The sequence below is a fragment of the Cohaesibacter celericrescens genome (assembly GCF_002866925.1).
Lineage (GTDB): Bacteria > Pseudomonadota > Alphaproteobacteria > Rhizobiales > Cohaesibacteraceae > Cohaesibacter > Cohaesibacter celericrescens.
On the sequence record NZ_PKUQ01000054.1, the window covers coordinates 32,765 to 47,226 of the forward strand.

General features: G+C 52.1%; 16 protein-coding genes and 1 other RNA gene. 4 read left to right on the plus strand and 13 right to left on the minus strand.

Translation table 11 applies throughout. The features are described 5' to 3' along the window. Positions 1-56: 56 nt before the first annotated feature. From C0081_RS23310 to C0081_RS20650, 13 genes are all read right to left on the minus strand, one after another. Positions 57-1,010: a cell envelope biogenesis protein TolA gene (locus tag C0081_RS23310; protein ID WP_180966989.1), complete on the minus strand. Its 954-nt coding sequence runs from the start codon at positions 1,008-1,010 to the stop codon at positions 57-59. Positions 1,011-1,012: 2 nt separating this feature from the next. After that, on the minus strand, positions 1,013-1,465 hold the full coding sequence (tolR, locus tag C0081_RS20595) for a protein TolR (protein WP_101535624.1): 453 nt from the start codon (positions 1,463-1,465) through the stop codon (positions 1,013-1,015). Between the two features lie 3 nt (positions 1,466-1,468). Further along, positions 1,469-2,179: a protein TolQ gene (gene tolQ, locus C0081_RS20600; protein WP_101535625.1), complete on the minus strand. Its 711-nt coding sequence runs from the start codon at positions 2,177-2,179 to the stop codon at positions 1,469-1,471. 209 nt (positions 2,180-2,388) lie between these two features. Then, entirely contained in the window at positions 2,389-2,859 is a 471-nt protein-coding gene (gene ybgC / locus C0081_RS20605; RefSeq protein WP_101535626.1) for a tol-pal system-associated acyl-CoA thioesterase, read from the minus strand. Then, positions 2,852-3,904, minus strand: coding sequence for a Holliday junction branch migration DNA helicase RuvB (ruvB, locus tag C0081_RS20610; protein ID WP_101535627.1), 1,053 nt, complete (start codon positions 3,902-3,904; stop codon positions 2,852-2,854). Before ruvB ends, ybgC begins: the two co-directional genes overlap by 8 nt. Continuing rightward, entirely contained in the window at positions 3,901-4,518 is a 618-nt protein-coding gene (ruvA, locus tag C0081_RS20615) for a Holliday junction branch migration protein RuvA (RefSeq protein ID WP_101535628.1), read from the minus strand. The genes ruvB and ruvA overlap by 4 nt, the downstream gene beginning before the upstream one ends. Before the next feature lie 26 nt (positions 4,519-4,544). Further along, the gene (gene ruvC / locus C0081_RS20620) at positions 4,545-5,048 is read right to left on the minus strand and encodes a crossover junction endodeoxyribonuclease RuvC (RefSeq protein ID WP_101535629.1); all 504 of its coding nucleotides are present in this window, start codon (positions 5,046-5,048) and stop codon (positions 4,545-4,547) included. Positions 5,049-5,188: 140 nt separating this feature from the next. Continuing rightward, positions 5,189-5,938, minus strand: a complete 750-nt coding sequence (locus tag C0081_RS20625; protein WP_101535630.1) for a YebC/PmpR family DNA-binding transcriptional regulator — start codon at positions 5,936-5,938, stop codon at positions 5,189-5,191. A 124-nt stretch (positions 5,939-6,062) separates the two neighbouring features. Continuing rightward, positions 6,063-6,896 carry a TIGR00282 family metallophosphoesterase gene (locus tag C0081_RS20630; protein WP_101535631.1) on the minus strand — a complete coding sequence of 278 codons (834 nt, stop codon included), beginning with the start codon at positions 6,894-6,896 and terminating at the stop codon, positions 6,063-6,065. Positions 6,897-6,976: 80 nt separating this feature from the next. Beyond that, positions 6,977-7,558, minus strand: coding sequence for a 5-formyltetrahydrofolate cyclo-ligase (locus tag C0081_RS20635; RefSeq protein WP_101535632.1), 582 nt, complete (start codon positions 7,556-7,558; stop codon positions 6,977-6,979). A gap of 77 nt (positions 7,559-7,635) precedes the next feature. Further along, positions 7,636-7,796: non-coding RNA, 6S RNA (ssrS, locus tag C0081_RS20640), on the minus strand. A 68-nt stretch (positions 7,797-7,864) separates the two neighbouring features. Next, entirely contained in the window at positions 7,865-8,224 is a 360-nt protein-coding gene (locus C0081_RS20645) for a cell division protein ZapA (RefSeq protein WP_101535633.1), read from the minus strand. Positions 8,225-8,250: 26 nt separating this feature from the next. Continuing rightward, the gene (locus C0081_RS20650; RefSeq protein ID WP_101535702.1) at positions 8,251-8,532 is read right to left on the minus strand and encodes a DUF4164 family protein; all 282 of its coding nucleotides are present in this window, start codon (positions 8,530-8,532) and stop codon (positions 8,251-8,253) included. Positions 8,533-9,066: 534 nt separating this feature from the next. Here C0081_RS20650 and tkt point away from each other — a divergent pair. From tkt to C0081_RS20670, 4 genes are all read left to right on the plus strand, one after another. Further along, on the plus strand, positions 9,067-11,058 hold the full coding sequence (gene tkt, locus C0081_RS20655; RefSeq protein ID WP_101535634.1) for a transketolase: 1,992 nt from the start codon (positions 9,067-9,069) through the stop codon (positions 11,056-11,058). Positions 11,059-11,287: 229 nt separating this feature from the next. Beyond that, positions 11,288-12,295, plus strand: coding sequence for a type I glyceraldehyde-3-phosphate dehydrogenase (gap, locus tag C0081_RS20660; protein WP_101535635.1), 1,008 nt, complete (start codon positions 11,288-11,290; stop codon positions 12,293-12,295). 165 nt (positions 12,296-12,460) lie between these two features. Next, positions 12,461-13,660, plus strand: a complete 1,200-nt coding sequence (locus tag C0081_RS20665) for a phosphoglycerate kinase (protein WP_101535636.1) — start codon at positions 12,461-12,463, stop codon at positions 13,658-13,660. 151 nt (positions 13,661-13,811) lie between these two features. Then, entirely contained in the window at positions 13,812-14,450 is a 639-nt protein-coding gene (locus C0081_RS20670) for a thiamine phosphate synthase (protein WP_101535637.1), read from the plus strand. Positions 14,451-14,462: the final 12 nt, after the last annotated feature.

Consider the following 14,462-nt stretch of genomic DNA (forward strand, 5'->3'; position numbering starts at 1 on the left):
GCTGTCTCATCTCAATTGTCTTTCTGTCTTATCCAGACCGCGCACGGTCATCAAATCTAAAACATTTCCTGTGGATCAAAGGTGATCCGAACACGACTCCAGGCATCATATTTGTCCGCAGGCAAACTGTAAGGAGCACAGCGCCGGACCGCGCGCATGGCGCTTTCAGAGGCTGCGACACCAAACTTGCTTGCCGGAAACTCTATCGGCTCGGGGCCTGAAACTACATTGCCTTGCCGATCAAGTCCAAATTCTATTCTGACACGCAATTGTGACGCATCCGCGGCGCCCGCTGGTGGTGACCAGCATTGTGCCACTTGAGCGCGCAAAGCATCAAGCTCACTTTGTGTCATCGCCGCAGTCTGGTTGCCGGTACGGGACCCCAACGAGGCCTGTTGATCGTCCGTACCGCTCACCGTAGGCGAAGCCTGTTCCGCTTTGTTGGCCAATGCTTTCAGGGCGCTGGTATCAAAAGAACGTTTTTTGACGGGTTCTTGTTCCACGATCTTTTTAGGGGCCTTGGGTTTTGCTGGTGGTTTGGGTTTGAGCTTGGGCAGAGCCGCAATCGCTTGTGGTACTATTTCCTTTGGCTCTTCCACTTTCGCTTCAGGTTCGGATTCTGGCTCTGGAGCAACCGCAGGTTCCGGCTTTGGTACAGGCACGGGTTTGGGCTCAGGTTCCACTTTGGGTGGCGCAGGTTCGGGTTGCTTTTCTGGCGTGGGTTCCTTCGGCTTAGGCACTTCAACAGGATCCGGCTTGGGTTCGGGTTTTTTAGGTTCCGGCTCTTTGGGCTCAGGTGCTTTTTTGGTTGTTTCTTTAACCACGTCAGCAGGCTTGCCTTTGGCTTCGCCCTTGCGCACATCAGTCACATCAGAAATGGAAACCAATTCAATCGGCAATATTTCCAGTTCGGTAACGTCATGCGTCTTGGGTGCAGGCAGGCTAATAAGCCCCACCCCAAAGATGGCCGCATGCGCAATCACAGATGAAATTAAACCGACATTCTTCAAGGCTATTGAAGCTCCTCGGTGCTAACCAGCCCGATTTTCTTAAAGCCGGCGCGGTTCATCGCCCCCATCACCTTCATGATGGACCCATAATCAACATCCCGATCACCACGCACAAAAATGCGCTCGTCATAACCGTTTTGGGCCACGCCAAGCAGTGTCTGTACCAAGGCATCAAACTCTACGGGCTGATCCTGCAGATGAATTGAACCATCCTTTTTGATCGAAAGTGTCAACGGCTCGGTCTGGCTAGACAAAGGTTTGGCAGTTGTCTCTGGCAAATCCAGCGGCACACCGACCGTCATCATCGGCGCAGAGACCATAAAGATGATCAAAAGCACCAGCATAACATCCACCAAAGGCGTGACGTTGATTTCTGCAACTGGTCTGTGACGCATGGCACGCCGTGCACCACGTCGGCGAGATCCACCTGGAGATCCCATTGAGCCCATACCCATGTCTTAACCCCTTTCATCCATTAGGCGAGACAGAATAGCGGAAAACTCATCCGCAAATCCTTCCAGTCGCAATGCATGTTGAGAGGCCATAGACGCAAGTTTGTTATAGGCAATCACGGCAGGAATCGCAGCCAACAAGCCAATGGCCGTGGCGAACAATGCCTCGGCAATCCCGGGAGCAACAACCGCCAGAGATGTGCTTTTGGAAGCTGCAATGCCCTGAAATGAATTCATAATGCCCCATACCGTACCGAACAGACCTACAAATGGCGCTGCCGATCCGACTGTTGCCAAAAACAAGAGTCGTTTTTCCAATCTGTCCACTTCGCGCGCCAGCGTTACATCAAGCACTTTTTCAATGCGGGCAGGCAAACCGGCTACAGAACGGGCTTGACCTTCAAACGACCGTTTCCACTCTCGCATCGCAGAGACAAAAAGAGCGGCCATGGCATGATTTGGTCGGCCCGACAGCGTCTGATACAGCTCTTCCAGCGATTGACCCGACCAGAAAACCTTTTCAAAACGATCCATTTGTCTTTTGGTGCGTGCATAAAGCATTGTCTTGTCGATAATAATCGCCCACGACCAAACGGAGGCCATCATCAAACCGATCATTACAATCTTGACCACTATATGGGCCTGAAGGAACAACGAGATCAGCGACAGTTCAACATCAGCGCTGGCGAGGGCTGTTTGAACAACCTCATTGGGCATGGGACTTAGTCCTTTCTCGACCGAAACGTATAAACCAAGCGACCGGCCATCGCTTTGACAATCTGCGCACGGTGTGTCAGCAGAATTTGTCAAAACTACGGTCAATGCTTTGGTCTTCTCACCCGAGAAGGCACGATTATGGTTAATGAAAGATTAATCAACGGAAAAAGGAGCTATGAGAACAGTACTTACTGCTCCCTTGAATACAGTTACAGCCCGAATGCCGTGCGTAAAGTGTCTGGCAAACGACGCGGTCGCCCGTCACGGGTAATCACGACCACGGTCACCCGAGCGGTGAACAACAGATCGTCCCCCCTCAGGATCCTTTGATCCATAAAAATGCGCGCACCTTTAACTTCGCCCACGCGGCTTTCAACGGTCAGGATGTCATCAATGCGAGCGGATTTGATGAAATTGATATCCATATGCCGAACAGCCAGCGCCAACCGCTCACCGCTCTCTCCCGAGTCCAGAGCGCTATGATGCACACCAAGCTGGCGAATAAAATCCGAACGCCCTCGCTCAATGAATTTCAAATAATTTGCGTGATAAACAATGCCAGAAAAATCGGTGTCTTCGTAATAGACCCGTATTTTTTGTTGGTGGCCAAATTCAGTCATTCGCCCATCAAGGTCAGACCACTCCGGTTCATTGTTACGGTCATGTTCAGTGTCAACCATCGTCGGTTCCTTCTGCAAACAAGCCCATTTGAGGAGCAGTGTCTTTGGAAGGCACAGCCAATCCCAAATGCGCAAAAGCCTTTACTGTCAGCATGCGCCCACGCGGTGTGCGTTGGATAAATCCTTGCTGTATCTGGTAAGGCTCAATGATTTCTTCAATAGCGTCTCGTGGTTCGGAAAGCCCTGCGGCAATGGTCTCAATGCCGACAGGCCCCCCGCCAAACGACGTGGCGATCAAATTCAAATAGCGTCGGTCAAGCGCATCAAGGCCTTCATTGTCAACCTCAAGCATCAGCAGAGCCCTGTCTGCCAATTCCCGACTGATCTCACCATTGGCCTGCACAATCGCAACGTCCCGCACCCGGCGTAACAACCGCCCTGCAATACGCGGTGTGCCACGCGAACGGCGGGCAATCTCGACAGCACCGTCTTTGGTGATGGATACCCCCATCAGACGCGCTCCACGAGTGACGATATATTCAAGTTCATCGACTGTATAAAAATTAAGCCGAACGGGAATTCCAAACCGGTCCCTGAGAGGCGTAGTCAGCAAACCCAGACGTGTCGTCGCAGCCACCAGCGTAAATTTAGCCAGATCAATCTTCACAGAGCGGGCCGCGGGTCCCTCGCCGATGATCAAATCGAGTTGAAAATCCTCCATCGCCGGGTAAAGAATTTCTTCCACGGCAGGATTCAGGCGATGGATCTCGTCAATGAAGAGCACGTCATTCTCTTCCAGATTGGTCAACAGCGCAGCAAGATCCCCTGCCTTGGCAATCACGGGACCGGAGGTCGATTTGAAATTCACCCCCAATTCGCGGCTGACAATCTGGGCCAATGTGGTTTTGCCCAAGCCGGGCGGGCCAACAAACAACACATGATCGAGTGCTTCTTTTCGTGTCCGTGCTGCCTCAATGAAAATAGACAAGTTAGCTCGCGCTTGTGCCTGACCGACAAAATCGCCCAGCATTTGCGGCCGCAAAGCGTGATCCGTTTCTTCTTCCTTGGGAACAGCAGAAACCAGACGATCATCATTCTCGATCATTGTGACAGCTCCTTAAGGGCCAACCGAATGAGCGCCGCTGTGCCAAGCGCGTCGCCGTCCCGTTTAACCACGGTTGCCACTGCCGCATTGGCCTGCATAGGTGCATACCCCAGATTAGTCAGAGCCGAAACAGCTTCGGCCATCGCTTTTGGCGCGCCTGCCAATTCAATCTCGGCCTGCAAATTGGCCACAGCACTGTCGGTCGCTGACAGACTTGGTGTTTTATCTTTCAATTCAGAAACGATCCGCTGCGCCACTTTGGGGCCCACACCGGGTGTGCGTGCAACCATAACCTTATCTTGCAAAGCTATAGCGGAAGTCAGCTCGGAAATCTTCAAGGTAGACAGAATTGCCAGCGCTACTTTTTGCCCCACCCCTTGCACTGTGGTGAGCAAACGGAACCAATCACGCTCCAGAGCCGTTGCAAAGCCAAACAGCTTGATCTGATCTTCCCGCACGTGGGTTTCAATTAGAACAGTCGCCGCTTCTCCCACCGAAGGGAGCGCCTGCAAGGTTTGGTTTGAGCAATAAACCTCATACCCGACGCCACCGACATCGACAATCACGTAGTTGTCTGCATATTCGTCGATCAAACCCTTGAGCTTGCCAATCATAGGCTCACCATTCCCTCATCTATCCATCAAGCTATCTTATAGGCCTTCGCCCCACGCTGATGTGCGTGACAAATGGCAATCGCCAAAGCATCTGCTGCATCTTCGCTGTCAAACGTGGCCTTGGGCAAAAGCATTTTGACCATCGTCTGGACTTGTTTCTTGTCCGCGTGGCCGACGCCAACCACCGTCTTTTTAACCGCGTTGGGCGCATATTCAGAGACAGGCAAGCCGCGTTGTGCCGGTGCCAACAAAGAAATTGCCCGTGCCTGCCCCAACTTCAGGGTCGCAACCGCATCCTTATTGACAAAAGTCTGCTCAACCGACACTTCCTGCGGCTCATATTTCTCCAGCACTCCCATCACGCCGCAATGCAGCTGTAACAGGCGCGTCGCCAGATCGACATTATTGTCAGATGTAATCAAGCCGGAGCCAACAAAGATCAGCCTGTTGCTGATCACATCAATCGCGCCCCAGCCGGTGCGGCGCAATCCCGGATCAAACCCTACGATTCGTATTGGATGTTCTTTCATGACTCATCCATAGCTCGGAAATATGAACAATACCAGAACAAACAGAATACCGACCTCAAAACCCACAAGCACAAAGCAACAAAAAACCCCGCTTGGATACACCAGCGGGGCTCAAATTTTCTCATTGATAGTATGAAAGCTTACTCTGCCAGCGAGGCCAACACTTCATCGCTCATGGTGAAGTTGGAATAGACATTCTGTACGTCGTCATCATCTTCCAGCGCGTTCATCAGCTTCATGATGGTGCCCGCTTTTTCAGCATCCACATCAATTTCATTCTGAGGCTTCCAAATGGCTTTCTCAGACTCAGGTGACTGCCCGAAAGCCTCTTCAAGAGCCTTACTCACGTCAGTCATATCTTCAAACGCGGTGTAGATGGTGTGGCCATCTTCATCGGACTGCACATCATCGGCACCCGCTTCGATGCCAGCTTCCATCACGCTGTCTTCATCACCGACTCCGATCGGAAACACCAATTCTCCCACCCGATCAAACATGAAAGCGACAGAGCCTGATTCACCAAGAGTGCCACCATTTTTGGTGAAGGCAGCACGCACGTTGGATGCGGTGCGGTTGCGGTTGTCCGTTAAAGCTTCCACCACAACAGCGGTACCACCCGGACCATAGCCCTCATACCGCACTTCATCATAGTTGCCTTCATCACCGGCTTCGGCCTTCTTGATGGCGCGATCAATATTGTCTTTAGGCATGGATTGGCCACGAGCATTCTGAATAGCCAAACGCAGACGCGCATTGGCGTCAGGGTCGGGACCACCCATTTTAGCAGCAACGGTAATCTCTTTGGAGAGCTTGGAGAACAACTTGGAGCGCTTGGCGTCCTGTGCGCCCTTGCGATACATGATGTTCTTAAATTTTGAATGGCCTGCCATGTCGTAAGATCCATTTGTCTTTGGGTATTTGCGCGTCCCGCGCCTGATATATTTGGCACAGGTGATGCCACAGGAAGGCAGCAAAGATCAAGGGACCTGATCACAAACGCCACGTATGAAGGGTTTAATTGCCGCCGTTTTCCCAAAAAGACGGAATATGCCGGGATAGATGACCACCGATTCGCAAAGGCTCGACATCAACAGCCAATCCTGTCCGATCATCAGTGTCCACTGCAACACCACACAAAGTCGGCTCGCCTAGGGCCGGAGTGAACCGCCCGCCGTGCACTTTGCGCAAAAAGCGCTGAACCGGCTCTTCTTTGTCCATGCCCAAAACAGAGTCATAATCGCCAGTCATGCCCGCATCGGACATATAGGCCGTGCCGCCGGGCAAAAGGCGATAGTCAGATGTGGGAACATGTGTATGCGTGCCAACGACTAACGACACACGCCCATCGAGGAAATGCCCCATCGCCTGTTTCTCGGACGTGGCCTCGGCATGGAAGTCCAACACGATGGCGTCGACAAACTCACCCATTGGGCAAGCATCCAGCTCTTTATCGACCGCAGCAAACGGACAATCCAGCGCGTCCATATACACCCGCCCCATGGCATTCATCACCAGAACATTGGCACCATTACGGGCTGAATACATATTGGCGCCCTTGCCGGGCACCCCGGAAGGATAGTTGACCGGTCGCAAAAAGGCAGGCTGCCGCTCGCAATAGACCAAAGCGTCGCGCTGATCCCAAGCGTGGTTGCCAGTGGTAATCACGTCACCGCCAGCATCCAAAAGATCCTGTACGATTGCCTCGGTAATACCGAAACCCGCTGCAGCATTTTCGCCGTTGATAATAACAAAATCGAGATTATAGCGTTCAACCAAACCGGGCAGTTTTGACTGCACAATGGCTCGGCCCGCACGCCCAACGATATCGCCGATGAATAATAGTCGCATACTGTCCTGCCTGGCTCGCCTGTCTCATGATGCAAGAGGATTGAAACGAACCGCCGCTGATTCTGTAATCAGCGATGAAGCTAGGGTGTGTAGACGCCCCTTTCCGTCACAATCATATCCAAGGGCAGGTCATAGCTTCCAACGGGGACCTTGTCCAGTTTCTGAAAGGAGAAAGCCAATCCGATCAATTGCGGTTTCCGCCCTTCGATAATCCGTTCGGAAATATAACGGTCATAGTGACCTGCCCCATAACCGAGACGATCTCCCCGTGCATCAAACGCCAACAAGGGCATAATCAGGCAATCGGGAATAAGTTCTTCAGCCGTTTTTTCAGGCCCCACCGTACCAAAGCCAGCATCAACCAACGGAGCATCACGCTCCCAGGCCCGAAAGATCATACCTGTTCGCCCAATTGGTACAGGCAGCGCCAACCTGGCGCCTCGCTCCCGCAGTGGCTCAACAAGCATCGAAGCATTGATTTCTGATTTTATGGGGAGAAACAGTCCAATGACCTGACCTTGCGCAACGGCTAGGCGATCCAAGAGTTGCTGGCAGGCTTGCGTACTTTGCCTTTCACGCTCTCCAATAGGCAATTCATCGCGCAATCTTGTCATTTCGCGGCGCGTCGTCGCTTTGTGTTCTTTGAGCGCGGTAGAATCCACGTCCTATCCTCCCAACCACCTATACCAACACCACAGATGAAAAGAGCGGCTTCCCCAAAAAGGAAAGTCGCTCTGAAAGAGATGCCGCAACGACCGTTGATGCTTTATAGATCCTGGGACACCTGTTTTTCAGGGGGGGGCCGGTTAAAGAGGACCACGGTCCTTATCAGCGCCAGCTCCCATTCGGATCGTTAAGGCCCCAAGGAAAAGTTGCTTCTAACGAGAAGTGCAGCAATCCATATATAGAGGACCCGACTGCAAATTTCCAGACCACATATGAAAAGGGAAGCCTTTGTACAATCAAAATTAGGTTTCGAGCAGAACTTTGGACAACCGTTCAATTTGCTCTGCCGCTTTGTCGATCCTGAGGGCAATCGCATCCTGATCGCCGACATTTTTCTCTTGAACAGCGGAACGCGCATCACGCAACGCTGCGACTTCCTCACTCAAACTGGCGACCTTACTATCCATTTCAACAAGTTGATCCATTGCCATAATGCCAGCCATGACGGTCAATCGTTGATCACCAATTTCGCCAAAATCACCCTTCAGCTGATTAATCAAGTCGTCGAATCGACGTGCCAGAGCAAGCAGATGATCTTCCTGACCATCTTCACAGGCCATGCGATAAGCACGTCCATTAATACTGACACTGACCTGAACCATTAGCTTCTCCGGTCAAACCTCTTCATTTATCCACCATGCTGTTCAAGCACTGCACGAACAGATTCCATGGCGGCACCCAGACGTCTGGATACTTCTTCATTCGCCCCTTCAAGCTTCTCAGAACGGGCTTTTACGCTTTCTAGCGAGCTGGTCAAATCGGACCTCTCAACGCTCATCCGCTTCAAGTCACCTTGTAAGGCCTTCATCGAGAGCCCTTTGTCCCGACGTTTGTCAACGGCAAGTTCCAAACTCAAAAGGGCACGATCCAGCCGCGCCAAAGCCCCAGAAACATCTGGCTTGTCACCCATAAGACCCCCAATCCAAAAGCGACAGCGCGCTAGACTTGCGGCAACGTGTCGGCACAAGGCAACATGATTGTTCCACCCATTGCCCGCATGAGCCCATTGGCTCATGTACAAACATTTCCAGTGAGACCAACTGCAACCACATTTCGCCCCTTTCAAGGCGACTGTGCTTGCAAATATCCCTTAACGAAAACGAGTCGAATGGATGAATCACGCGATAATTCATACTCACCATGAGTCTAGGAGACATCATAGAACTTCGTCAATGGCACCGGTTCGTCAACAGCTCCAGTCCACAGGGGATTGCATATTGGCCTGTTTGCCGCAGATTCTGGCGAGAAAAGACAGGTTCAGATTGACTCTCGCTGTATCAATGCTAAATGTCACAACGTTTGTATCAGCCTCTGTCTGCCGGGCTTGCATCGTGGCAAGGCAGTTCCTGTGTAACCTGATCGAGTTCGATTGCTGAAACGGCGGTGGGTATGCCACGTATTTTCCTGACGCTAGCAACTTCGAAAAATCCCAGAAACAGAGTTCATGAACAACATGGATAAACAAACCCGCATGGCACATGCGATCCGCTTTCTTTCAATGGACGCCGTTGAGAAAGCAAATTCGGGACACCCCGGCCTGCCTATGGGCGCAGCCGATATTGCGACGGTCCTTTTCACCAAGTTTATGAAGTTTGATCCTACTGCGCCAAAATGGGCAGATAGAGATCGCTTTGTTCTTTCCGCCGGCCACGGTTCAATGCTGCTCTATTCCCTGCTGCACCTGCTGGGCTATGAGGACATGTCAGTCGAGGATCTGGCCAATTTCCGTCAACTCGGCTCCAAAACAGCAGGCCACCCTGAAGTGGGACATGCCAGTGGCATCGAGACTACGACAGGCCCTCTGGGGCAAGGTCTGGCCAACGGCGTTGGTATGGCCATTGCCGAAAAACTGATGGCCAGCAAATTTGGCTCAGAGCTTGTCGATCACTATACTTATGTGCTCGCAGGCGACGGCTGTCTGATGGAAGGCATCAGTCAGGAGGCTCTCGCACTTGCGGGCCATCTGAAACTGAACAAACTGATTCTCCTTTGGGACGACAACAACATCACCATCGACGGCAACGTCAATGTGTCGGATTCCACGGATCAGCTGGCCCGTTTCCGTGCTTCAGGCTGGAACACGGACGCAGTAGACGGCCACGATCAAGCAGCTATTGCACTCGCCATCGAAGCGGCACGCGGTAGTGACAAGCCAACCATCATTGCTTGTAAAACCACCATTGGTTTTGGCTCTCCCAACAAGGCTGGCACGAACAAAGTGCATGGTGCTCCTCTCGGAGCCGAAGAAATTGCCGCCACGCGCGCTGCGCTGGGTTGGGAAAACGAGCCTTTTGATATCCCTTCTGATATCCGCGACGCATGGCGCATCGCAGGCCTCAATGCAGCCCACGGCCACAAAGAATGGCAAAAACGTCTTGACGCTGCGGATCCCGAGCTTCGTGCTGAATTTGAGCGTCGCATGCGGGGCGACCTGCCTGCCGGCTTTGAAGACGCCATGGTGGCTTATAAAAAGTCTCTCGCAGCAGACCCTAAAAATGTGGCCACCCGCAAAGCTTCTGAAATGGCGCTTACCGTCATCAACGAAGTCGTGCCCGAAACCATTGGTGGCTCAGCCGACCTGACCGGCTCCAACAACACCAAAACCCCGGCAACTGTTTCTGTCACCGCAGATGATTTCTCTGGGCGTTACATGAACTGGGGTATCCGTGAGCATTTGATGGGCTCTGCCATGAATGGCATGGCTCTGCATGGTGGGGTGATTCCTTACGGCGGCACCTTCTTGGTCTTTGCTGACTATATGCGTGGCGCAATGCGTTTGTCCGCACTGATGGAACAGCGCGTCATTTACGTCTTGACCCATGATTCCATTGGTCTGGGCGAAGATGGACCAACCCATCAGCCGGTCGAAACCCTTGCCTCTTTGCGTGCGATTCCAAATATGCAGGTATTCCGCCCTGCCGATGCAATGGAAACTGCAGAATGTTGGGAGCTGTCCATCAAGTCGGACCATGCCCCTAGTGTTCATGCCCTGACACGTCAGGGGCTGACTCCATACCGCACCGAATATTCTGAAGAGAATCTCTGCGCACGCGGTGCCTATGTTCTTTCCGATTGCGATGGAGACGCAGACGTTTCCATCTTCGCGTCTGGGTCAGAAGTGGAAATCGCGATGTCAGCGCAATCGACTTTGGCAGAACAGGACATTAAAGTTCGCGTTGTTTCAGTCCCTTGTTTTGAGCTGTTCGAAGCACAATCTGACGAATATAAGAAGGCCACCTTGGGTGCAGCAAAGGTCAATGTGGGCATCGAAGCCGCGCTTCGCATGGGATGGGATCGTTTCATCGGAACGGATGGCATCTTTGTAGGCATGAATTCTTTTGGCGCCTCTGGCCCTTATAAAGAACTCTACGAGAAATTTGGCATCACTGCCGAAAATGTTGTTACACAGGTAACCGAACGTCTAAAAACGGCGTAAAGCACATAAAATGATGCAAATTGGCAGGTAAATTCACTTTTCCCTGCCAATTCGCTTGGCAGGGATGTCAAATTGTCATACGACAAAAGTATATTACCGTTTTAAAATGAGATTGATCAACGCGCGGCAAACTACCCTCGGTTATCTAGCGCTTATCAACTTGGTCAAAGTACAAGACCGGCCCCCAATCGGTAATAATCACGGGCTGGCGTAAATTCAGGAGAAGGTCATGACTGTAAAAGTGGCGATCAATGGTTTCGGACGCATCGGACGGAACGTACTGCGGGCTATCGTTGAATCAGGTCGCACCGACATCGAAGTTGTTGCAATCAACGATCTGGGTCCAGTTGAAACCAACGCTCACCTTGTGCGTTACGATTCTGTACACGGCCGTTTCCCCGGCACTGTTACTGTTGACGGCGACACCATTGACGTAGGTCGTGGTCCTATCAAGGTTACAGCAATCCGCAACCCAGAAGAACTTCCTTGGGGCGAGCTGGGTGTTGACATTGCAATGGAATGCACCGGCATTTTCACTGCAAAAGAAAAAGCTTCTATGCACCTTAAAGCAGGCGCAAAACGCGTTCTGATTTCTGCTCCTGGCGCAAATGCTGACAAAACCATCGTTTACGGTGTAAACCACGACACATTGACATCAGATGACTTGATCGTTTCCAACGCATCATGCACCACCAACTGCCTGTCACCAGTGGTTTATGTTCTGGACAAACTGCTCGGTATCGAAAAAGGCTACATGACCACCATCCACGCTTACACAGGTGATCAGCCAACACTCGATACGATGCACTCCGATCCATATCGCGGTCGTGCTGCTGCCATGTCCATGATCCCAACCTCCACCGGCGCTGCAAAAGCAGTTGGTCTGGTTCTGCCACAACTGGCTGGTAAACTGGATGGTTCTGCGATCCGCGTGCCGACTGCAAACGTTTCTGTGGTTGACCTCAAGTTCATCGCAAAACGCGACACCACCATTGAAGAAGTCAATGCAGCTATCAAAGCTGCAGCTGAAGGCGAACTCAAAGGCATCCTCGCTTACTCCGAAGAGCCACTGGTATCCATTGACTTCAACCATGATGCGCATTCTTCCAGCTTTGCTGCTCCACAGACCAAAGTAATGGGCGGCACAATGGTTCGCATCATGACTTGGTATGACAATGAGTGGGGCTTCTCCAACCGCATGAACGACACAGCGGTTGCTATGGCTAAACTTATCTAATTGGCTTAACGCCTTCCCGGTCAGAGGTCACTCCGACCGGGATTTATGATTTAAAGGCGCTGTTCGCGAGACAAAACCGGCCACGGTTTTTGGTCCGGACAGCGCTTTTTTTGTAACAGACCATCATTTCCCGACATCAAGTCGGACAGATTGCAGGATTATCCAATGGCTGCTAGCACCTTCAAAACCCTCGACGACGTAGAACTCCAAGGCAAACGTGTTCTGGTACGCGTTGATTTGAACGTTCCAATGAAAGACGGCAAAGTCACGGACGCGACCCGTATCACACGCATCGTGCCAACCCTTTCAGAGATCTCCGAAAAAGGCGGGAAAGTCATCATTCTGGCCCACTTTGGTCGTCCCAAGGGTGAAAAGAACCCTGAAATGTCACTCATACAGGTTGTCCCGGCGCTTTCAGAAGCTCTCAAACGCCCCGTTGGTTTTGCTGAAGACTGCATTGGCCCTATTGCCAAAGCGGCCATCGACAACATGGCGGCTGGCGACATTCTGGTGTTGGAAAACACCCGCTTTTATAAAGGCGAAGAAAAGAACGATCCAGAGTTTGCAGCCCAGTTAGGCGAAAATGGCGACTTGCTTGTGGCCGACGCCTTCTCTGTATCCCACCGCGCCCATGTGTCTACCGAAGGTCTAGCCCATCATATGCCAGCCGTCGCAGGACGCACCATGCAGCAGGAGCTTGAAGCGCTGAATTCTGCATTAGGCACACCAAATCGTCCGGTTCTGGCCGTGGTTGGCGGCGCCAAAGTCTCCACCAAAATTGACCTTCTGGAAAATCTGGTGACCAAAGTGGACGGACTGGTTATCGGTGGCGGCATGGCCAACACCTTCCTTGCTGCACAGGGCAAAGACGTTGGCAAATCCCTTTGCGAGCATGATCTAGCCGAAACTGCCAAGCGCATTCTAGTCGCAGCAGAAAAAGCCAACTGTGAAATCATCCTACCGACCGATGCATTGGTCGCCAAAGAATTTGCTGCCAACGCACCTTACGAAGTGCTTGATGTGGACCACATTCCAGCTGACGGCATGATGCTAGACATCGGGCCCAAATCTGTTGAAGCCGTGTCTGCATGGATCAAAAAGGCCAACACAGTTGTTTGGAACGGCCCGCTTGGCGCTTTCGAAATTGCTCCGTTTGACACAGCAACCGTTGCTGCCGCCAAAGAAGCTGCTAGCGAAACAAAAGCCGGTAGATTGACATCTGTTGCAGGCGGTGGCGACACCGTTGCTGCACTGAATCACGCTGGCGTCTATGATGATTTTTCCTACATCTCCACTGCAGGCGGGGCCTTCCTTGAATGGATGGAAGGCAAAGCCTTGCCGGGTGTAGAAGTCCTCAAAGCCTAATTCAACTGCGAATTATGCAACAAACACGTGCGCCGATAAGCTTATCGGCGCATTTTTTGCTCTTCACCTCCTTCTTGCCTTGCAAGACAGTGAATTTTGCGAGATATCAGACCAAAGCGTACTCACCCCAACCGCAGAACAGGTCACGCCCATGGAGCCCTGCCAGATTTATCTCGTCACCCCCAGACATATCGACCTGGAAAGTTTTCCGGCACAATTGGCCGCGGCTATTGACGGCGGCAACATTGCGGCCCTGTTGATTGATTGTGACGCCGAGCATGACACTGAACTGCAACTGATCGCCCAGACGATTGCCCCGATGGCGCAAAAAAAGGACATAGCGGTTGTCCTTCGCGGTGATTCCCGCATTGCTGGACGCACCAAATGCGATGGTTTGCATCTGAATGGTGATTTGCCCGAAATCGCGTCCGGCGTTGAAGATTATTCTGATCGTTTCATGTTGGGGGCAGAAGGCGGCAACAAACGTCATTCAGCCATGGAGATCGGCGAAAGCGGCATTGATTACATCATGTTCGGCCGCTTGGATGCCCCGACCACCCCAATCATTCACGATAAATCATTCGAAATGGCAGATTGGTGGTCCGGATTGTTTGAAGTCCCCACCGTAATCATCAGTGGTTCAGACTTGTCCGAATGCAGCCGCGTTGGCGCAACCAACATCGAATTCATAGCTCTACGCGAAGCAATTTGGGATCACGAAGAAGGCCCCAAAACTGCAGTCCAGAAAGCCTGCGCCTTGCTACACCAAGCGGCACACAGCACACGCTAACGAACGGGTACA

Coding starts and splice junctions, on each gene's coding strand:
- C0081_RS20650 (WP_101535702.1), bottom strand. CDS start 8,532: ATGGGTGACAAGCCAGATGTTTCTGGGGCTTTGGCGCGGCTGGATCGT.
- tolR (WP_101535624.1), bottom strand. CDS start 1,465: ATGGGTATGGGCTCAATGGGATCTCCAGGTGGATCTCGCCGACGTGGT.
- ruvC (WP_101535629.1), bottom strand. CDS start 5,048: ATGAAAGAACATCCAATACGAATCGTAGGGTTTGATCCGGGATTGCGC.
- C0081_RS20670 (WP_101535637.1), top strand. CDS start 13,812: ATGGAGCCCTGCCAGATTTATCTCGTCACCCCCAGACATATCGACCTG.
- C0081_RS20625 (WP_101535630.1), bottom strand. CDS start 5,938: ATGGCAGGCCATTCAAAATTTAAGAACATCATGTATCGCAAGGGCGCA.
- C0081_RS20665 (WP_101535636.1), top strand. CDS start 12,461: ATGGCTGCTAGCACCTTCAAAACCCTCGACGACGTAGAACTCCAAGGC.
- C0081_RS20630 (WP_101535631.1), bottom strand. CDS start 6,896: ATGCGACTATTATTCATCGGCGATATCGTTGGGCGTGCGGGCCGAGCC.
- tolQ (WP_101535625.1), bottom strand. CDS start 2,179: ATGCCCAATGAGGTTGTTCAAACAGCCCTCGCCAGCGCTGATGTTGAA.
- C0081_RS20645 (WP_101535633.1), bottom strand. CDS start 8,224: ATGGTTCAGGTCAGTGTCAGTATTAATGGACGTGCTTATCGCATGGCC.
- ruvB (WP_101535627.1), bottom strand. CDS start 3,904: ATGATCGAGAATGATGATCGTCTGGTTTCTGCTGTTCCCAAGGAAGAA.
- tkt (WP_101535634.1), top strand. CDS start 9,067: ATGAACAACATGGATAAACAAACCCGCATGGCACATGCGATCCGCTTT.
- ruvA (WP_101535628.1), bottom strand. CDS start 4,518: ATGATTGGCAAGCTCAAGGGTTTGATCGACGAATATGCAGACAACTAC.
- ybgC (WP_101535626.1), bottom strand. CDS start 2,859: ATGGTTGACACTGAACATGACCGTAACAATGAACCGGAGTGGTCTGAC.
- gap (WP_101535635.1), top strand. CDS start 11,288: ATGACTGTAAAAGTGGCGATCAATGGTTTCGGACGCATCGGACGGAAC.